We start from the raw sequence: 18,245 nt of genomic DNA, 5'->3' as shown, positions 1-18,245 counted from the left end.
TCTGACCGGTTCAGCCTAGGCGGCCGTCCCCGCTCCCGTCCTCGTCCTCATGGAGGAGACCCGCGTCGTGCACCAACAGCGCGATCTGGACACGGTTGTTGAGTTCGAGCCTGGCCAGGATCCGGGAGACGTGCGTCTTGACCGTGGCGACGCTCAGGTGGAGCGCGCCGGCGATCTCGGCGTTGGAGCTGCCGCGCCCGACGGCCGAGGCGACGTCCTGCTCGCGCTCCCCCAGTCCCGCGAACCGCTGCCGAGCGCGCGTCCGACGTGCCTGGCGGTCGTCCGCCGGGTCCCCGGCCGCGCGGGCCATGAGCCTGCGGGTGACCGCGGGCGAGAGGACGGGCTCACCGGCCGCGACGCGCAGGACCGCCTCGACGATCTGTGCGGGCGGGGTGTCCTTCAGGACGAAACCGGCCGCCCCCGCGCGGATGGCGCGCAGCACCTGCTCGTCGGCGTGGAAGGTGGTCAGGACGATGACCTCGGGCCCGCCGGGCCGGCGCCGGAGCTCCTCGGTCGCGGCCAGCCCGTCCATGACCGGCATGCGGATGTCCATGAGCACGACGTCGGGGTGCGTCCGGTCGACGAGGGCGGCGGCCTCGGTGCCGTCGGTGCCCTCGCCCACGAGGTCGATGCCGTGGGCGCCGCCGAGCATCAGGGCGAGTCCGGCCCGCACGAGCGGGTCGTCGTCGATGACGGCCAGCCGGACCGGTGGTGCCTCCGGAGACGTTGGAGTACTCATGCGGGCCACGGTAGCTGGGCCTTGACCGTGAATCCGCCGTCGGGCCGCGGGCCGTGGTCCAGGCTGCCGCCGGCCAGGCTCGCGCGTTCGGTGAGGCCGATGAGTCCCTGTCCGGATCCGGGGACCGGCTCGAAGGGTCCGGCGGGGGCGGGGTTGCCGACCTCGATGGTCAGCCCGTCGCCCGGACCGCCGGCCACGCTGACGTCGACAGGGGCTCCGGGCGCGTGTTTCCTGGCGTTGGTCAGCGCTTCCTGGGCGATGCGGTAGACCGTGCGTCCGGTGGCCGCGGGCGCCCGGGACGGCTCTTCGACTCTGTTGGCCAGCGTGACCTCCATGCCCGCCGAGCGGGACTCGTCGATCAGGGCGTCCAGGGTGACGAGCGTGGGCTGGGGCCTGTTGCCCTCGTCGCTGTCGCCCGGGGCGCGCAGCACGCCGATGATCTCGCGGAGGTCCTGGAGCGCCTCGTGGGCGCTGTCCCGGATGACCCCGGCGGCCCTCGCGACCTCGGCCGGGGGTGCGTCGGGCCGGAATTCGAGGGCCCCCGCGTGGACGCTGAGCAGCGTCAGCCGGTGAGCGAGGACGTCGTGCATCTCCCGGGCGATGGCTTCCCGCGCCAGCCGCTGCGCCTGCTCGGCGCGGAGCGCGGCCTCGGCCTCCGCCCGGCGCGCGCGTTCGCGCAGCGTGACGACCAGTTGCCGCCGGGACCGTACGACCATGCCCCAGCTGAGCACGAGGAGGACGAGCAGCACCCCGATGACGGTGGAGGCGAGGAGCGACGCCTCGGGATCCGGGCGCAGCATCGGCTGCACAGGGGCGACGACGAGTGCGCCCGCGCCGACGAGGGCGACCCGCTTGTACGGACGGTGCACGGCCAGGCTGAACAGCCCGATCAGCATGGCCCCGGCCGCGACGGGCTCCACCAGGCTGAGCGCCGTCAGGCCCACGGCGACTCCCGCCGGCCACCGTCGCCGGACCCAGAGCGCACAGCACGACACAGCCCCGATGAGCGAGTCGGCGAGGACGACACCGTCGGGTGTGGTCGGGTCCGCCTCGATCGCCGCGAGGGCGATCATCCCGAACCCCGCGGCGCAGAGGAACGCCGTGATGTCGACGGCCCAGTCCCGCACGGTCCGCCGCGACCTGCCCCGGTCGCCCGGCAGCTCGTCGGCAAGGGCCGAGGGCAGTAGCCAGCGGTACTCCGTACGTGTCATGTCGACGAAACTACGCATGTGGAGGCGCCGAGAACGTCTGTCCGTGCCAGGGAGATACCAAAGTCGTACGATCCGAGACTTCCGTCGGTCGGCCGCATACCGGTGGCCGACGCGGACCCGGGGCGGCCCACGCCAGGCTCGGGCCATGAAGAAATTCGTGGAGTCGGTGGGTTTCATCGTGTTCGCGCAGGGCGCCGCGGGGCTGCTGTACGAGTGGACGGGCTGGTTCCGGCTGTGGGCCGTGGTGGCGAAGCTCGACTTCCTCGACGACTACGGGCTCTTCGTCAACATCGTGCTGGTCGTGACGGGCGGAGCCGTGATGATCGCGGCGGATTCGATCAAGACGTGACGCGGTCTCCGTCAGAATGTGGCGTCGGCCCGTCCCGCCGCCCCCACGCCGTGCCCGTCAGCACGAGCACCGCGCCGAGCGCTCCCAGCGCACCGAGGCGCTCCCCGCCGATCGCGATGCCGACGGCGGCGGCCCAGAGCGGCTCCGTGCCGAGCAGCAGGCTGACCCGGGACGGCGAGGTGCGGCGTACCGACCACATCTGCACGAAGAACGCGAACAGCGTGCAGAACACGGACAGGAAGAGCAGACCCGCCCACTCGGCGGCCCCGAAGTCCGCCGCCACCGTCCAGGGCGCGAGCCCCGTCCCGGGGACCGCGGCCAGTACGGCGAAGACGGCGACCGCGCTGCCGAGCTGCACCGTGGTCAGGGAGAGCGAGTCGGCGTCCTGGACCGCCTTGATGCGTGCCATCGCCAGGACGTGCACCGTACGGGCGAGGGCCGCGAGCAGCATCAGGAGGTCCCCTGCCGAGGGGCTGGTGAAACCGGCGCCCTGGGTCAGCAGCACCACGCCCGTGACGGAGAGGCCCGCCGCCGACAGGAAGGCGGCCGGCGGCCTGACCCGGGTGACGGCGGCCTCGGCCAGCGGGGTGAAGACCATGGTGAGGCTGATGATGAGCCCCGCGTTGGTCGCCGACGTGTGCACGACGCCGTACGTCTCCAGCAGGAAGATCCCGCTGAGCACGAGCCCCAGCAGGCCCGCGCCCCTCCACTGCGCACCGCTCAGGGCCCGCAGCCCGCGCCACCCGGCGACGGCCAGGGCGGGCAGCACGATCGCGAAGCGGAGCACGAGGACGGCGATCACGGTGTGCGTCGTGGTGATGCCCTTGGCCGCGAGGTAGCTGGCTCCCCAGACGGCGGCGACGAGCAGGAGCGGCAGGTCGGTGACCCACGCGCGGCGGGGCGGGGCGAGAGTGGACACGACGGCAGCGGACACCTGGTTCTCCTGGTTCTCCACAGCGGGAACGATGTGGAGACCTCGCCGGCTCACACGGGAGCAATCACCGTACCGAACGCTCGCGCCCCTCGGGAACCACTGTCCACAGGTCGACTCGGCCACCTGTTCGCAGGGGTCGTCACCGGTCGAAGCGGTCTCCCGCCGGTGTCACCTCCTCCTAGAATGTCGGTCTTGGGACGCTCGGACACACGGAGTTGGCAATGGGTGGAGCGCGGCTGGACGGACGGGTCGAGCGGGGGAACCAGACCAGGCAGCTGGTGCTGGGGCGCGCGGTCCATGTCGCCTCGACCGAGGGGCTGGAGGGCCTGTCGCTCGGCCGGCTGGCGACGGAGCTGAAGCTGAGCAAGAGCGGCGTGTTCGCCCTCTTCGGCTCCAAGGAGGAGCTGCAGCTGGCCACCGTGCGCGCCGCCGTGACCATCTTCGTCGAGCACGTACTGACGCCGACCAGGGCGGTTCCGCCCGGCCTGGGCCGCGTCTGGCGCATGTGCGAGAGCTGGCTCTCCTATTCGCAGCGCCGGGTGTTCAGCGGCGGCTGCTTCTTCTACGCGACCATCGCCGAGTTCGACTCCCGGGAGGGCAAGGTGCACGACGCGCTGGCCTCCACCCAGACGGGCTGGGTCACCTTCGTGGAGGAGACCCTCGAGGAGGCCAGGGTGCGGGGGGAGCTCCTCGCGGACACGGATGTCTCGCAACTGGCCTTCGAACTCATCGCGTTCATGGAACTGGCCAACGCCGAGTCCGTACTGCACAACAACAACCCCGGCTACACCAAGGCGGCGCGGGCCATCCTGGGGCGGCTGCACACGGCCGCCACCGACCCTTCCGCGCTGCCGCCTGTTCCCGGACGGAAATAGCTGCACGACCGTTCGTTTAGTTATATGGTCACCGGGAGGCCGGACACAGGTCCGGCCCGCCCACCTCGACGGAGGGTACGGCCATGCCGTCCGGAATCTGGAAGACGTCCTGGACCTACGGTCCCGCAGCGCACGGCATCGATCCCGGCTCGGCCGTCGTCGTCAGCGTCACCGAATTCGTCACGCACCGCCCGTGGGGCACCCCCGCCGTCGCGGTCGAGGGCCTGCGACTGCGACGGAACTGGCCGCAGATGCCCGGGGCGGTCGCCGTCCTGCTCTGGGCGGACACCGGTCTCCGGCTGAACCGCTCGGGCTCGGTCACGGTCTGGACCGATGAGGCCGCACTGACGAGGTTCGTCGCCCACCCGGACCACATGCGGATCGTCCGGGCGTTCCGGGGGCGCGGAGTGATGCGGGCGAACCTCAGGGAGACCACGCCTGCCGCGCTCTCCGGCCCGGACGCCGGTCCCTGGCCGACGGCGGTCCGGGCGTACGCGGAAGCGGATCCTGACCGGCGCCGAACCCTGGAACTGAGAGGCAGCGATGGACATCGTCCTGCTCGACCGCACCGCCGTCCTGGAGTCCGTCCGTGTCGTGGCGCAGGCCCGCCCCGGGGACTGGCGGCGACCGACCCCGTGTGACCGGTGGACCCTGCGCGAGCTGGTGGAACACATGACCGCGCAGCATCACGGCTTCGCGGCGGCCGCGCGCGGAGAAGGGAGCGACGCCGGCGCCTGGCGGCTCCCGGATCTCGGGGACGACCCGGCCGGCGCCTACCGGGCCGCCGCCGACGCGGTCCTGGACGCCTTCGCCGCCCCGGGCCTGCCGGGGAGACCGTTCGCACTGCCGGAGATCAGCGAGCGGGCGGTGCCCGGCCCCCGGGCGATCGGGTTCCACTTCATCGACTACGTGGCGCACGCGTGGGACGTGGCCGCCGCTCTCGAACTCCCCGTCCGTCTGCCGGAACCCGTACTTCGCGCGGCCCTGCCGCTCGCCCGGGCCGTACCGGACGGTGACGCACGGCGCGCTCCGGGCTCCGCGTTCCGCCCAGCCGTCCCTCCGGACGAAGGGACCGGGCCCGGCACACTGTCCCTCTTCCTTGCCGCTCTGGGGCGCCACCCCGCCTGGGCACCGCCCCGGGAGCGGTGATCCTCGGCCCGGGAGCGGTGATCCTCGGCCCGGCCGGTCACACCCTGGGGTCGAATTCGCCGAACCGCGCACGTCCCGCGGGCCGGTAGGTGTGGATCGCGATGCCGCTCCCCGTGGCCCGGGCACCTGTCAGCTCGAAGGCCGTCGGCTGCCCGCCGTCCGCGAAGAGCCGCCTGCCGCCGCCCAAATAGACGGGGTGGACCAGCAGGTTGATCTCGTCGATCAGGTCGTGCGCCAGGAGGGACCGCGCCAGTGTGGCGCTGCCGTGGACCTGTAGTTCGCCCTCCTCCGTCCGCTCCTTGAGCCGGGCGACCTCGGCCGGCACGTCGCCGGAGACCACGGTCGTGTTCTCCCACGCCGGGTCGGTCAGGGTGGTGGAGACGACGTGCTTGGGCAGCGTGTTCAGACGTGCGGCGATCGGGTCCTGCGGGTCGGTGACCAGGGGCCAGTAGGCCGCGAAGATGTCGTACGTTCGCCGTCCGAGCAGAAAGGCGCCCGACCGGTCGAAGACCTCGGTCATGAAGGTCCCCATGTCCTCGTCCGCGAAGGGCACCTGCCAGCCGCCGCACTCGAACCCGTCGCTGGTGTCCTCGTCGGTGCCTCCGGGCGCCTGCATCACGCCATCGAGGGACACGAACGTGGTGAGAGTCAGCCTCGCCATGATCCGCTCCTTCGCCTCACTGCCATGGGCCCCAGGCTCCGGCAGTCCATCTGCTTCCACTGTTCCGACCCCACTGTCGGGCGAAAGTCATCGGCACGCCCGGCGAAGCGCGGTTCGATCCGCTCCTCGACCGGGGTACGGGAGGACGGTGAGTGGCACTTTTCCGCTGACGGGGGCGCCTCGCGTGCCGTGCCCGGCGGCCCGTCCTACGCTGGCGGGGACGGCACGCGAACGAAATGGGAGACCATGAGCCAGACACCGCACCCGGTCCGCAATCTCCATGACGGCAGCACCATCCCGGCGGTGGGCCTGGGCACCTGGCCTCTCGACGACGAGGCGGCCGAGGAGGCCGTCGCCGGGGCGCTGCAACTCGGCTACCGGCTTGTGGACACCGCGCTGAACTACGGGAACGAGACCGGCACCGGCCGCGGCGTCGCCCGCTCCGGCGTGCCGCGGCAGGACGTCCACGTCACGACCAAGGTGCCCGGCCGGCACCACGGCTACGAGGAGACGCTGGCCTCCTTCGAGGAGTCACGCGGCAAGCTGGGGCTGGAGTACGTCGATCTGTATCTGATCCACTGGCCGCTTCCCCGGGTCGACAAGTACGTCGACACCTGGAAGGCGATGATCAAGCTCCGTGAGGACGGCCTCGTACGCTCCATCGGTGTCTCCAACTTCACGGCGGAGCACCTGGAACGGCTGGAGCGGGAGACGGGTGTGCTGCCCGTGGTGAACCAGATCGAGATGCATCCGCTGCTCCCGCAGGAGGAGTTGCGGGCGGTGCACACCGCGAAGGGCATCGTCACGGAGAGCTGGAGTCCGCTGGCCCGGGGGCGCCAGGTGCTGGAGGCCCCCGAGGTGGTCGCCGCCGCCGAGGCCCACGGTGTGACGCCGGGGCAGATCGTGCTGCGGTGGCACACCCAGCTGGGGGCGGTGCCGATCCCGAAGTCCGCCGATCCCGGGCGGCAGCGGGAGAATCTCGACCTGTTCGGTTTCGAGCTGACCCAGCAGGAGCTGGACCGGATCGGGGCCCGGCCCTCGCACCGCTTCGGCGGGGACCCCGACACGCACGAGGAGTTCTGAGCCCGGCCCCCGGAGGCCCCGGAGCCCGGGGAGGTCACCGGCCGGGGAAGGTCACCGGTTGCGCGGGGTGACCTCCGACATCCGGGACCAGTCGTCCCCGGGCACCTCTACGTTGATGATCTCCGGGACCTCGGTGACGAGCTCGGACATGGTCTCGATCGCCGCCTTGAAGTGCTCGGAGTTCACATGGGCCACACCCGCCTCCTGCGAGGCGAACGCCTCCAGCAGGACGAACTCGTCCGGGTTCTCGACGCTGTAGGACCAGTCGAAGAAGAGGTTGCCCGGTTCCTGGCGGGTCGCGAGGGTGAAGTCCTCGACGGCCGGGAGCCAGTTGTCCCGCTCGGCGGTACGCACGGTGAACTTGACGGCGATGAAGATCATGGCGACTCCTGGTCGGGGCGGCGGCGACCCGAACAGGGTCCCATATCCTCACAGGCCGGATGTGAACCGGCGCACCAGCTCTGGGGCGGTCACCCGCCGAGCGCCTCGTGACGGGCGGCCAGCCGTGCCGCCCCCTCCTCGGTCAGTGAGCCGAAGAGCCGCAGCCGGGAGATCCCGCCGTCCGGGAAGATGTCGATCCGGACGTGCGTGGAGCGCACGGTCTCCGGCAGGACGAAGCGGTGGTTCGTGTCGGGCTGGAGGCGGGTGCGGGGCACGATCTCCGACCGCTCGCCGTCCTCGCCGTCGCTGACCGAAATCGTCGCCCAGCCCGCCGCGTTGCCCTTGAGGTAGGCGGTGTCGATCTCGACGGCGCGGATCTCCGACTGCTCGGCGAGCCGGTAGCGGATCCAGTCGTTGCCCTTGTCGCGCCGGCGGCGGGTCTCCCAGCCGTCGTCCATCTTGTGGGAGCGGCCCGGCGCGATGGTGTTGGTGGCCGGGGAGTAGAAGCGGTCGGAGGCGTCCTCGACCTGGCCGCCGTTCTCCAGGGCCACCAGGTCGAACGTACCGAGGGCGGCCAGCCACGCCGGATCGGGTGCCACCTCGCCGTGGACGCGCAGGCGGGCTATGCCCCCGTCGGGGTGCTGGTTGACCCGGAGATGGGTGAAGCGCTGCTCCGCGTCGACGGCGAAGCCGTTGGCGGCGTGGCCGCCGACAGCCGTACGGGGCACCAGGGTCGTCCACTTCACGCCGGGCGCGAGGAGGTCCTCGGGGGACGGGGAGCCGGGCAGCGAGGTCGCCTCGACGGAGACGGACTGCGGGTAGTTGCCGCGGAAGTGTGCCGTGTCGATGATCAGACCGCGGATCACACCGGGAGCCCCGAGGCGGACCAGCGCCCAGTCGTGGTCCTCGTCGGTGGGGTGCGGCTCGGCCGCGCCCGTACCGCGCCGGCGGCGGGTCTCCCAGCCGTCCATGATCTTGCCCTTGTGTCCGAAGCGCTCGGGGTCGAACTCCGCGGGCCCGGGCTTCAGCAGGTTCTCGCGCTCGGCGAAGAACTCGTCGTTGGCGGCGATGACACCGGCACCGAGACGCCGGTCGGCGAGGTCGACGAGATGGGTGAAGGGGAAGTCGGCGGTGCGGTGGTCGGCGTAAGGGTCACCTCCCCCGTACGGGCTCGCGTCGCCGGTGAAGTGCGGTGTCGCCGTCATGGTCAGTGGTTCCTTTCGAGGAGGCGGCCGGTGGGTCCGGCGAGTACGCCGTCGGCCACGATCCGTGTGCCGCGCAGCCAGGTGGACCTGACGACGCCGTGCAGGGTCTTCCCCGCGTATGCGGTGACCTGGTTGCGGTGGAAGAGGCCTGCCGGATCGACGGTGAAGGTCTCGTCGGGGGCGAGGACCGCGAAGTCCGCGTCCCGTCCGGCCTCGATGGCGCCCTTGCGCTCCAGCCCGGCGAGCCGTGCGGGTGCGGCGGACATCCAGCGGGCCACGTCGTCGAGGGTGTGACCACGCCGGCGCGCCTCGGTCCAGATGGCGGGCAGGCCCAACTGCAGCGAGGAGATCCCGCCCCACGCGGAGGCGAAGTCGGGAGTCTTGAGGTCCGTGGTGCAGGGCGAATGGTCGGAGACGACGCAGTCGATGGTGCCGTCGGCCAGCCCGGCCCAGAGCGCGTCCTGGTTGGCGGCCTCCCGGATGGGTGGGCAGCACTTGAACTCGGTTGCTCCGTCAGGGACTTCCTCTGCCGTCAGGGTGAGGAAGTGTGGGCACGACTCCACGGTGACGCGTACGCCCTCGCGCTTGGCGGCGGCGATCAGCGGCAGCGCGTCGCTGGAGGAGAGGTGCAGGACGTGGATGCGGGCGTTCAGCCGCTTCGCGTGGGCGATGAGGCCCTCGATCGCGGCGTTCTCCGCACCACGGGGCCGGGAGGCGAGGAAGTCGGCGTACTTCTCCCCGGCCCTCTGCGGCGCCGCGGCCAGGTGGTGCGGGTCCTCGGCGTGCACGATCAGGAGTCCGCCGAAGCCCGCGATCTCGGCCATGGAACGGGCCAGTTGTTCCTGGTCCAGCTCCGGGAACTCCTCTACACCGGAGGGTGAGAGGAAGCACTTGAAGCCGAAGACCCCGGCCTCGTACAGCGGGCGGAGGTCCTTCGTGTTGGACGGGATCGCACCGCCCCAGAAGCCGGTGTCGATATGCGCCTTGGAGCGGGCGACCTCCTGCTTGACGCGCAGGTGCTCGACCGTGGTGGTCGGGGGGAGGGAGTTGAGCGGCATGTCGAGGAGGGTCGTGATGCCTCCGGCGGCGGCCGCGCGGGTGGCGGTCCAGAAGCCTTCCCACTCGGTGCGGCCGGGGTCGTTCACATGGACGTGGGTGTCGACGAGTCCGGGCAGCAGGACGTCGTCACCGAAGTCCTCCACGTGGGCGCCGCCGGGCACCTCGGTGTCGTACGGCAGGACCGCCTCGATCTCCCCGCCGGTCACGAGGACGGCCGCCGCACGGGTTCCCCCCGGGGTGACGACGCGCGTCGAACGGAGTACCTGCTTCACGTCCACACCGGACACCTGTGCTCCTCACGCAGATTTCAACGATTTGTTGAAGGAGTCTTCACTCGGGAAAGCAGCCCGTCAAGACCCCACCTTCCCGGCCTGCCGGCCACTGGGGCCTCAAGGACACGGATTGGAGATTTCCACGAAGTAAAAGTTCAATTTCGACAGGCGGAACGTAGAATGAGCCAGGAGCGGCACCACCGCGCTTCGGGCCGAACGCGGCCCGGACCACCGACACCAGGACAAAACAGGCCCTGACCGGCAAGGACGCCGCACCGGGAGCAGTGGGCCGATCGGGAACAGCCCGGTAGGCTGCTGCCTTGCCTCCGCTTCGAAAGGACCGTTGACGTGCCGCCGTCCCACGCCAGCACATCCGACTCCAAGCCCGCCGGTCCCAGCGGCGGTGTGCAGTCACTCGAGCGCGCCTTCGATCTGCTGGAGCGCATGGCGGACGCCGGGGGCGAGGTCGGTCTCAGCGAGCTCTCCGCGAGCAGTGGGCTCCCCCTGCCGACCATCCACCGTCTGATGCGCACCCTGGTCGTGTGCGGCTACGTACGCCAGCAGCCCAACAGGCGTTACGCACTGGGCCCGCGTCTGATCCGCCTCGGCGAGTCCTCGGCCAGGCTGCTGGGCACCTGGGCCCGGCCGTATCTCCAGCGCCTGGTCGAGGAGACCGGCGAGACGGCGAACATGGCGCTGCTCGACGGGGACGAGATCGTGTACGTCGCCCAGGTGCCGTCGAAGCACTCGATGCGGATGTTCACCGAGGTCGGCCGGCGGGTGCTCCCTCACTCCACCGGTGTGGGCAAGGCCCTCCTCGCGCACACCCCGGCGGACGAGGTGCGGGCCCTGCTGGCCCGTACGGGCATGCCGGCGGCCACCGAGAAGACGATCACCACTCCGGACGGCTTCCTCGACGCACTCGAACTGGTGCGGAGGGCGGGCTACGCCGTGGACGACAACGAGCAGGAGATCGGGGTCCGCTGCCTCGCGGTCCCGGTGCCGGACTCCCCCACCTCGGCGGCCATCTCCATCTCCGGGCCCGCGGGCAGGGTGACGGAGACGGCGACCGAGCGGATCGTGCCGATCCTGCAGCAGATCGCGAAGGAGCTCTCCGAGGCACTGGCCAGCAGCGGCGGCTCGACGGGCTGAGCCCCTCCGGGCGGCCTCTCAGGCCGGGGCGGGTACCGACAGACATCCGTCCTCCATGCTCACCGTTCCGTCCACCCGCTCCAGATGCGCCCGGTCGTGGGTGACCATGACCGTGGCAGTCGAACGCTCCCTGGTCAGGCCGAGCAGCAGGTCGAGGACCGCCGCGCCGCGTTCGTGGTCGAGGGCGCTGGTCGGCTCGTCGACGAGCAGGACCGCGGGTTCGTTCATCAAAGCGCGGGCGATGTTGATCCGCTGGCGCTGACCGCCCGACAGCTGGTGCGGCCTGCGGTCCGCACGGTCGGCAAGGCCGACCGCGTCCAGGAGATCAAGCGCCCGGCCCCGGGCCGCGCGTACCGGACCGCCCGACAGATGCGCCATCACCTGGAGCTGCTCCACGGCCGTGAGGGACGGCAGCAGATGGGGCTGCTGGAAGACGATGCCGATGCTGTCCCGGCGCAGGGCGGCCTTGCCGGCACGGCTGAGCCCGGCCGTCTCCGTACCGGCGACGACGACGCGCCCGCGGTCCGGGGTGACGAGCGTGGCGGCCACCGCGAGAAGGCTGGACTTACCCGAACCGGACGGCCCGACGACCGCGGTGAGCGTGCCCGCCGGCACGTCCAGGGAGACCCGGTCGAGTGCGGTGAGCCGGGTGTCGCCGTCGGGATACGTGAGGGTGACGTCGGTGAGAGTGAGGGTCATCGGGCGCTCCCGAGTGCGGTGAGGGGGTCGACGGCGGTGATCCGCCGGATGGACAGGGCGGCCCCGAGCACGCCGAGGACGATCATCACGCCTGCGGGGACGAGCACGGTCGAGGCGTCGAGCACGAACGGCACGGCGCCGCCGTCCCCGCCGACCAGCGCACCGATCCCCGCGGCCAGCGCGGTGCCCACGCCCGTACCGGCGGCCAGCATGGCCACGGCCTGTCCGAGCGCGTCCTTCAGCAGGTACGGGGTGGAGGCGCCCAGCGCCTTGAGCACGGCCACATCGCCGCTGCGCTGGATGGTCCAGACCGTGAAGAAGGCCCCGATGACGAGCGCCGAGATGACGAAGAGGAAGCCGCGCATCAGCTGGAGCGACCCGTTCTCGGACCGGTAGGAGCCGATCGCCGTGAGCGAGTCGTCCAGGGTCAGCGTGCTGGTGCCGGCCGCCTTGTCACCGGCGGCGAGGTCGGCGCCGTCGGTCGTGGTCAGGGCGATCACGGTGGCGGCCTTGCCCCCGCTCCCGCCGATGCGCTGCCAGTCGGCGAGCGAGGTCCACACCACCGGCGTATGGCTGTACGAGGCGTCGCCCCTGACCGCGGACACGGTCATCTCCGCACCGCCGAGTCCGAGGGTCTCACCGGCCTCGGCGCCGAGGTCGTCGGCTGCCTGCTCCGAGAGTACGAGCCCGCCGTCCTTCACATCGGCCGGCGCGAGCCCGCTGCCCGGTTCGACGCCGAACGCCGACACCGCGGCCGTGCTCCTCCCGTCGCCGGCCGTGGCGTTCAGCGTCCGGATGCCCAGGGGCCGCGCGGCGGTGACACCCGGCTGCTCCGCCCAGGTGTGCCAGGCGCTCTCCTCGACGGCCGAATCCGAGAAGGACGCCGACTCCCCGTCCGGCGGTGCGCCGAACGCGATGCGGTCGGCGTCCAGCCCTGTGACGGCCGAGGTGTTCTCCCTGCCCAGGCCGGCCGTGAGGCCGGACAGCAACCCCACGAGCAGCGTGATCAGCACGACGACCGTGCCCATGAGGGCGAACCTGCCCCGGGCGAACCGTAGATCTCTCCATGCGACGAACATGACTCCAGGCTCACCCTCCGGACCTGCGAGAACATCGCGCGCCGGAGGGGGCCGACATCAACCTTTCGATTGACCGGCCCGGCGCGGGGCGCGTCTACGCTGGAACGCCATGGACACGCGTGCGCACACTCCCGTCACCACCGCACTGCGGCTCTGTCTGCACGCGCTGATGGTGGGACTGCTGGTGCTCGCGGCGCTGCGCGCGACCGGCGACAGCGACCGGCACGCCACGGCCGTCGTCGTGGTGGCGGGCGTGATGGCCGCGGTGTACGCGGCGGGCGTGCTCGCCTCCGTCGTCCAGCCGCACACCCGGGCGGCCGCCCTCTGGCTCACCGCACTGGGGGCCGTGTGGCTGGCGTTGCTCGCCCTGTCGCCCGACGCCCTGTGGGTGGCCTTCCCGCTCTACTTCCTCCAGCTGCACCTGCTTCCGGTGCGGTGGGGGCTGCCCGCCGTCGCGGTCACGGCGTCTGCCGCGATCGCCGCTTTCCTGCTGCACGGGCAGGAGGTCACGCCGGGCACCTTCATCGGCCCGCTGCTCGGCGCGGCGGTGGCCGTCGCGACCGTACTCGGCTATGACGCCCTGTTCCGTGAGAGCGAGCAGCGCCGTCATCTCATCGACGAGCTCGTCTCCACCCGGGCGGAACTCGCCGACGCGGAGCGCACCGCCGGCACGCTGGCCGAGCGGGAGCGCCTGGCGCGGGAGATCCACGACACCCTCGCCCAGGGCCTGTCGAGCATCCAGCTCCTGCTCCGGGCGGCCGAGCGTTCGCTCCCCGAGGACGCGCCCGCGACCGCGCACGTCCGGCGCGCCCGCGAGGCGGCCCAGGACAACCTGGCCGAGGCCCGCCGCTTCGTCCGGGCACTGACCCCGCCGGACCTGCAGCAGGGCTCCCTGGCGGCGGCCCTGTCCCGCCTGGCGTCCCGCACCTCGGCAGCGGACCTCACGGTGCAGTTCGTGGTCAGCGGCAGGCCGGTCGAACTGCCCACCCCGTACGAGGTGGCCCTGCTGCGTACCGCGCAGTCGGCGCTGGCCAACGCGGTGCAGCACTCGGGCGCACGGCGGGCGGAGATCACGCTCAGCTTCATGGACACTTCGGTGGCCCTGGACGTGGTGGACGACGGAGATGGTTTCGACACGGCTGCCGAGCCGGTGACGAGCAGCGGCGGCGGCTTCGGACTGCCCGCGATGCGTGCGCGGGCCCGTTCACTGGGCGGGACGCTGAGCGTGGAGTCGGGGCCCGGTCAGGGGACGGCCGTCGCCGTCACCCTGCCGCTTCCGGCCGCCGACGGGCCTGCCGAAACGAACTCGGACGGCACCGGAAACACAGAAGGCAGGGCGGCATGACCGGCCCCATCAGGCTGCTGCTCGCCGACGACCACCCGGTCGTCCGCGCCGGGCTGCGCGCGGTCCTGGACACCGAGCGGGACTTCCAGGTCGTCGCCGAAGCGCCCACCGCGGAGCGGGCCGTCGCCCTGGCCGCGACCGGCGCGTGCGACGTGGTCCTGATGGACCTGCAGTTCGGCTCGGGCATGCACGGGGCGGAGGCCACCGCGTCGATCACCGCCGCGCCGGACGCGCCCCGCGTGCTGATCCTCACCACGTACGACTCGGACGCCGACATCCTGGCCGCCGTCGAGGCGGGGGCCGCCGGCTATCTGCTGAAGGACGCCCCGCCGGAGGAGCTGGCCGCCGCCGTGCGCACGGCGGCGGCCGGCCGCTCGGCGCTGGCGCCGGAGGTCGCCCACCGGCTGATGGACCGGATGCGGACACCGGCCCAGGCCCTGACCAAGCGCGAACTGGAGGTGCTCCAGCTGGTCGGCGAGGGGCTGTCGAACCAGCAGATCAGCAAGAGGCTCTTCCTGAGCCAGGCGACGGTGAAGTCCCATCTGGTGCACATCTACGCCAAGCTGGGCGTCGACTCACGCACGTCGGCGGTGGCCGCGGCGACCGCGCGCCGCCTGATCCGCCGCTGACGTCACGGGTGGCGCGGCGGCTCCCCGAAGAGGTCGACCGCGACCCGTACGTCCCGGAGCCCCGGGGCCAGCGCGCTGACCGAGCCGATCGCCCCGGCGACCAGCAGCAGGGAACGGCGCAGCCTGGGTATCTCGGGCCGTCCGCTGACCGCCATGGCGTCCAGCGCGGCCAGCTCGTCCTCGGCGATACCCCGGTCCGGGAACTCGGCGGGATGTCCGGCGAGTTCCCGGCGGAGCCTGGAGACGGCCGTACGCAGCTCCGTCACCCTCGGGTCCTCACCGCTCCCGGCCAACCGCTCCTGCCCCACGCTTCGCAACAAAGCACTCCCCCTCGCACGTCATTGTGCCGGTGTGTCGACCGGGCCCCGGGCGGCGGTCAAGTGCCTGGGGCCGTCCGCAAGTTAACGCCATCGACGGTGGCGCGCGCCACCGTGCGGACATGTAATGAGAGTACCTCCGGGGACTGACAGCCACCGCGCCGGTACGCACAGCAGTGGTATCCAGGGCACATGGCTCACACACAACGAATCCCCGTAATCGCTGGAGTCCTGCTCGCCGCCGGCGGCGGGCGGCGCCTCGGCGGCCGGCCGAAGGCACTGCTGGAACACCGTGGCCGCCCCCTGGTCGAGCACGCGGTGCGGGCGCTGCGCAACGGCGGGTGCGGCCCCGTCCGTGTCGTCCTGGGCGCCGCGGCCGATGAGGTGCATGCCCTGGCGGACCTGTCGGCGTGCGGGGTGACGGAGAACCCGTCCTGGGAGGAGGGCATGGGCTCCTCGCTCCGGGCGGGGTTGGGCGCTCTCGCGGGCTCCGACGTGGACGCGGCCCTCGTGCTCCTGGTCGACCAGCCGGGTATCGGGGCGGAGGCGGTCGCGCGGGTCCGCGCGGCGTACCGCTCCCGGGCGACGCTGGCGGCGGCCGCGTACGACGGGGAGCGCGGCCATCCCGTGCTGTTCGGGGCCGAGCGGTGGGCGGACATCTCGGCGGGCGCGGTCGGTGATCAGGGAGCGCGGGCGTATCTGCGGGCGCATCGCGATGCGATCACGCTCGTCGAGTGTTCCGATGTGGCTCAGGCGTACGACATCGACACGACGGAGGACCTCATGCGCCTGGATTGAACGGACCGTACCGAGCCTGGCACGCCGCGCCACCACGGGCGCACCTCTGTCGACCCGGAGAATCTCGATATCAACAAACCATTGAACTTCCACCATGAGGAAACTAATATCCACTGATCAGAAGCCCATGGTTCCGCTTCCGGTTCCCCGGCGGTGCCCATGGCCGTATCTCGGAGCCCTGGCACCCCGTGCCGTCCCGGGCGACCCGGCGGCCGTGGGATGCCGCCGCACCACCCGCTGAAGGAGTGACAGCTCATGTCCGCACCAGCGCCGTCCCCGCTGGCCATCGTCGACGCCGAGCCCCTGCCGAGGCAGGACGAGGTCCTGACCGATGCGGCCCTCGCGTTCGTGGCCGAGCTGCATCGGCGGTTCACGCCCCGGCGTGACGAGCTGCTCGCCCGCCGCGGCGAGCGCCGCGCCGAGATCGCCCGCACCTCCACGCTGGACTTCCTGCCGGAAACGGAAGCCGTCCGCGTGGACGACACCTGGAAGGTCGCCCCGGCCCCGGCCGCCCTGGACGACCGCCGGGTGGAGATCACGGGTCCGACCGACCGCAAGATGACCATCAACGCCCTGAACTCGGGCGCCAAGGTCTGGCTCGCCGACTTCGAGGACGCGTCCGCCCCCACGTGGGAGAACGTGATCATCGGCCAGCTCAACCTGATCGACGCGTACAACCGGAACATCGACTTCACCGACCCGAAGTCCGGCAAGTCGTACGCCCTGAAGCCCGCCGAGGAGCTCGCGACCGTCGTCACGCGCCCGCGCGGCTGGCACCTGAACGAGCGCCACCTCCAGCTCGACGGCACCCCGGTGCCCGGCGCGCTGGTCGACTTCGGCCTCTACTTCTTCCACAACGCCAAGCGTCTGATCGATCTCGGCAAGGGTCCGTACTTCTACCTGCCGAAGACGGAGTCGCACCTGGAGGCGCGCCTCTGGAACGACATCTTCGTCTTCGCCCAGGACTACGTCGGCATCCCGCAGGGAACGGTCCGCGCGACCGTCCTGATCGAGACGATCACCGCCGCGTACGAGATGGAGGAGATCCTCTACGAGCTCCGCGACCACGCCTCCGGGCTGAACGCCGGCCGCTGGGACTACCTCTTCTCCATCGTCAAGAACTTCCGTGACGGCGGCTCGAAGTTCGTCCTGCCGGACCGCAACCTGGTCACGATGACCGCCCCGTTCATGCGGGCGTACACCGAACTCCTGGTCCGCACCTGCCACAAGCGCGGCGCGCACGCCATCGGCGGCATGGCCGCCTTCATCCCCTCGCGGCGCGACGCCGAGGTCAACAAGGTGGCCTTCGAGAAGGTCGAGGCGGACAAGGACCGCGAGGCGAACGACGGCTTCGACGGCTCCTGGGTGGCCCACCCCGACCTGGTCCCGATCGCGATGGCCTCCTTCGACGCGGTCCTGGGCGACAAGCCCAACCAGAAGGACCGCCTGCGCGAGGACGTCTCGGTGGCGGCCGGCGACCTGATCGCCATCGACACACTGGACGCGAAGCCCACGTACGACGGCCTGCGCAACGCCGTCGCGGTCGGCATCCGCTACATCGAGGCGTGGCTGCGCGGCATGGGCGCAGTCGCCATCTTCAACCTGATGGAGGACGCCGCCACCGCCGAGATCTCGCGCTCGCAGATCTGGCAGTGGATCAACGCGGACGTGGTCTTCGAGAACGGCGAGCACGCCACCGCGGACCTGGCCCGCAAGGTCGCCGCCGAGGAACTGGCCGTGATCCGCGCGGAGGTCGGCGAGGAGACCTTCGAGTCCGGCAAGTGGCAGCAGGCCCACGACCTGCTGCTCACGGTCTCGCTCGACCAGGACTACGCGGACTTCCTGACGCTGCCGGCGTACGAGCAGCTGGGCTGACGTCCGCAGGGTGAAGCAACAACCGCCTCCGGTGCCGTCGGTACCGGGGGCGGCGCTTCTCGTGTCCGAACTCGCGTCAGGAAGGCGCCAGGGTGACGAATCCGGCCTGGTCGACGTCGGAGAGAGGGCGTTGCCGTGCCCTCCGCCGACTTCGTCAGGTCGAAGAGTCAGGGGCGGGTCGAGTAACGCCCGCCTTACGTTCCCCGCCGGGCGGCAACCTGGTGCGCACGTCCGGGGGAACCGCTCGCTTCAGCCGGGAAACGATCTCGGCGCGTGCATACCGTTGACCAGGAGAGACGCGCCGGTACGTCCACGTTGTACGCGTCCGCGTGCGGACTGTACGCAAGACGGTGCGTGACCGGCCTGGGTGGACGGAGTTGGCCGATCCACGGGTGCGGGGGCCGTTCGGGGCAGCCGGGGCGACGCGGGACGG

At 71.6% G+C, this 18,245-nt stretch carries 20 protein-coding genes; 10 read left to right on the top strand and 10 right to left on the bottom strand.

What is annotated here, in order from left to right:
* Nucleotides 1-10: 10 nt before the first annotated feature.
* Together ACIREO_RS21650 and ACIREO_RS21645 are read right to left on the bottom strand one after the other, a co-directional pair.
* Entirely contained in the window at nt 11-739 is a 729-nt protein-coding gene (locus tag ACIREO_RS21650; protein WP_404112644.1) for a response regulator, read from the bottom strand.
* Nucleotides 736-1,950: a sensor histidine kinase gene (locus tag ACIREO_RS21645; RefSeq protein WP_404112641.1), complete on the bottom strand. Its 1,215-nt coding sequence runs from the start codon at nt 1,948-1,950 to the stop codon at nt 736-738. The genes ACIREO_RS21650 and ACIREO_RS21645 overlap by 4 nt, the downstream gene beginning before the upstream one ends.
* Before the next feature lie 145 nt (nt 1,951-2,095).
* Between ACIREO_RS21645 and ACIREO_RS21640 the strand changes: the two genes are divergently transcribed.
* A complete protein-coding gene (locus ACIREO_RS21640; RefSeq protein WP_404112639.1) occupies nt 2,096-2,299 on the top strand; it encodes a hypothetical protein in 204 nt (67 codons plus the stop codon).
* Here the strand turns inward: ACIREO_RS21640 and ACIREO_RS21635 are convergent.
* Nucleotides 2,289-3,233: a DMT family transporter gene (locus tag ACIREO_RS21635; protein WP_404112893.1), complete on the bottom strand. Its 945-nt coding sequence runs from the start codon at nt 3,231-3,233 to the stop codon at nt 2,289-2,291. The genes ACIREO_RS21640 and ACIREO_RS21635 overlap by 11 nt on opposite strands.
* Nucleotides 3,234-3,454: 221 nt before the next feature.
* Here ACIREO_RS21635 and ACIREO_RS21630 point away from each other — a divergent pair, with 221 nt between their 5' ends.
* From ACIREO_RS21630 to ACIREO_RS21620, 3 genes are all read left to right on the top strand, one after another.
* Nucleotides 3,455-4,108, top strand: a complete 654-nt coding sequence (locus tag ACIREO_RS21630; RefSeq protein ID WP_404112636.1) for a TetR/AcrR family transcriptional regulator — start codon at nt 3,455-3,457, stop codon at nt 4,106-4,108.
* Between the two features lie 83 nt (nt 4,109-4,191).
* On the top strand, nt 4,192-4,749 hold the full coding sequence (locus tag ACIREO_RS21625; protein ID WP_404112633.1) for a hypothetical protein: 558 nt from the start codon (nt 4,192-4,194) through the stop codon (nt 4,747-4,749).
* Entirely contained in the window at nt 4,652-5,257 is a 606-nt protein-coding gene (locus ACIREO_RS21620; RefSeq protein WP_404112631.1) for a TIGR03086 family metal-binding protein, read from the top strand. Before ACIREO_RS21625 ends, ACIREO_RS21620 begins: the two co-directional genes overlap by 98 nt.
* A 37-nt stretch (nt 5,258-5,294) precedes the next feature.
* On the opposite strand, the gene ACIREO_RS21615 is transcribed toward ACIREO_RS21620, so the two are convergent.
* Complete coding sequence (locus tag ACIREO_RS21615; RefSeq protein ID WP_404112628.1) at nt 5,295-5,918, bottom strand: dihydrofolate reductase family protein; 624 nt, start codon at nt 5,916-5,918, stop codon at nt 5,295-5,297.
* A gap of 246 nt (nt 5,919-6,164) precedes the next feature.
* On the opposite strand from ACIREO_RS21615, the gene ACIREO_RS21610 reads away from it, so the two are divergent.
* Nucleotides 6,165-7,001 carry an aldo/keto reductase gene (locus ACIREO_RS21610; RefSeq protein WP_404112625.1) on the top strand — a complete coding sequence of 279 codons (837 nt, stop codon included), beginning with the start codon at nt 6,165-6,167 and terminating at the stop codon, nt 6,999-7,001.
* Nucleotides 7,002-7,052: 51 nt separating this feature from the next.
* Here the strand turns inward: ACIREO_RS21610 and ACIREO_RS21605 are convergent, their stop codons facing one another.
* The 3 genes from ACIREO_RS21605 to allB form a co-directional block, all read right to left on the bottom strand.
* Nucleotides 7,053-7,382: a putative quinol monooxygenase gene (locus ACIREO_RS21605; protein WP_404112622.1), complete on the bottom strand. Its 330-nt coding sequence runs from the start codon at nt 7,380-7,382 to the stop codon at nt 7,053-7,055.
* A gap of 89 nt (nt 7,383-7,471) precedes the next feature.
* Nucleotides 7,472-8,587 carry an allantoicase gene (gene alc, locus ACIREO_RS21600; RefSeq protein ID WP_404112619.1) on the bottom strand — a complete coding sequence of 372 codons (1,116 nt, stop codon included), beginning with the start codon at nt 8,585-8,587 and terminating at the stop codon, nt 7,472-7,474.
* Nucleotides 8,588-8,589: 2 nt separating this feature from the next.
* Complete coding sequence (gene allB, locus ACIREO_RS21595) at nt 8,590-9,933, bottom strand: allantoinase AllB (protein ID WP_404112616.1); 1,344 nt, start codon at nt 9,931-9,933, stop codon at nt 8,590-8,592.
* A gap of 333 nt (nt 9,934-10,266) precedes the next feature.
* On the opposite strand from allB, the gene ACIREO_RS21590 reads away from it, so the two are divergent.
* On the top strand, nt 10,267-11,070 hold the full coding sequence (locus ACIREO_RS21590; protein ID WP_404112614.1) for an IclR family transcriptional regulator: 804 nt from the start codon (nt 10,267-10,269) through the stop codon (nt 11,068-11,070).
* An 18-nt stretch (nt 11,071-11,088) separates the two neighbouring features.
* On the opposite strand, the gene ACIREO_RS21585 is transcribed toward ACIREO_RS21590, so the two are convergent.
* Entirely contained in the window at nt 11,089-11,769 is a 681-nt protein-coding gene (locus ACIREO_RS21585) for an ABC transporter ATP-binding protein (RefSeq protein WP_404112611.1), read from the bottom strand.
* A complete protein-coding gene (locus ACIREO_RS21580; protein ID WP_404112608.1) occupies nt 11,766-12,848 on the bottom strand; it encodes an ABC transporter permease in 1,083 nt (360 codons plus the stop codon). Before ACIREO_RS21580 ends, ACIREO_RS21585 begins: the two co-directional genes overlap by 4 nt.
* Before the next feature lie 109 nt (nt 12,849-12,957).
* On the opposite strand from ACIREO_RS21580, the gene ACIREO_RS21575 reads away from it, so the two are divergent.
* Together ACIREO_RS21575 and ACIREO_RS21570 are read left to right on the top strand one after the other, a co-directional pair.
* Complete coding sequence (locus ACIREO_RS21575; protein ID WP_404112606.1) at nt 12,958-14,193, top strand: sensor histidine kinase; 1,236 nt, start codon at nt 12,958-12,960, stop codon at nt 14,191-14,193.
* Nucleotides 14,190-14,822 (top strand): response regulator, encoded by a 633-nt coding sequence (locus ACIREO_RS21570; protein WP_404112603.1) that lies wholly within the window; start codon nt 14,190-14,192, stop codon nt 14,820-14,822. Before ACIREO_RS21575 ends, ACIREO_RS21570 begins: the two co-directional genes overlap by 4 nt.
* Nucleotides 14,823-14,824: 2 nt before the next feature.
* Here ACIREO_RS21570 and ACIREO_RS21565 read toward each other — a convergent pair whose 3' ends face one another.
* Complete coding sequence (locus tag ACIREO_RS21565) at nt 14,825-15,142, bottom strand: DUF5955 family protein (protein ID WP_404112601.1); 318 nt, start codon at nt 15,140-15,142, stop codon at nt 14,825-14,827.
* A 189-nt stretch (nt 15,143-15,331) separates the two neighbouring features.
* On the opposite strand from ACIREO_RS21565, the gene ACIREO_RS21560 reads away from it, so the two are divergent.
* Together ACIREO_RS21560 and aceB are read left to right on the top strand one after the other, a co-directional pair.
* The gene (locus ACIREO_RS21560) at nt 15,332-15,937 is read left to right on the top strand and encodes an NTP transferase domain-containing protein (protein ID WP_404112598.1); all 606 of its coding nucleotides are present in this window, start codon (nt 15,332-15,334) and stop codon (nt 15,935-15,937) included.
* Between the two features lie 255 nt (nt 15,938-16,192).
* Complete coding sequence (gene aceB, locus ACIREO_RS21555) at nt 16,193-17,812, top strand: malate synthase A (protein WP_404112595.1); 1,620 nt, start codon at nt 16,193-16,195, stop codon at nt 17,810-17,812.
* Nucleotides 17,813-18,245 lie beyond the last annotated feature (433 nt).

Origin of the sequence: Streptomyces sp. NPDC102441, assembly GCF_044765585.1 — a bacterium.
Lineage (GTDB): Bacteria > Actinomycetota > Actinomycetes > Streptomycetales > Streptomycetaceae > Streptomyces.
The sequence above is the reverse complement of the archived record's forward strand: the minus strand, read 5'-3'. Positions and strand labels throughout refer to the sequence as shown.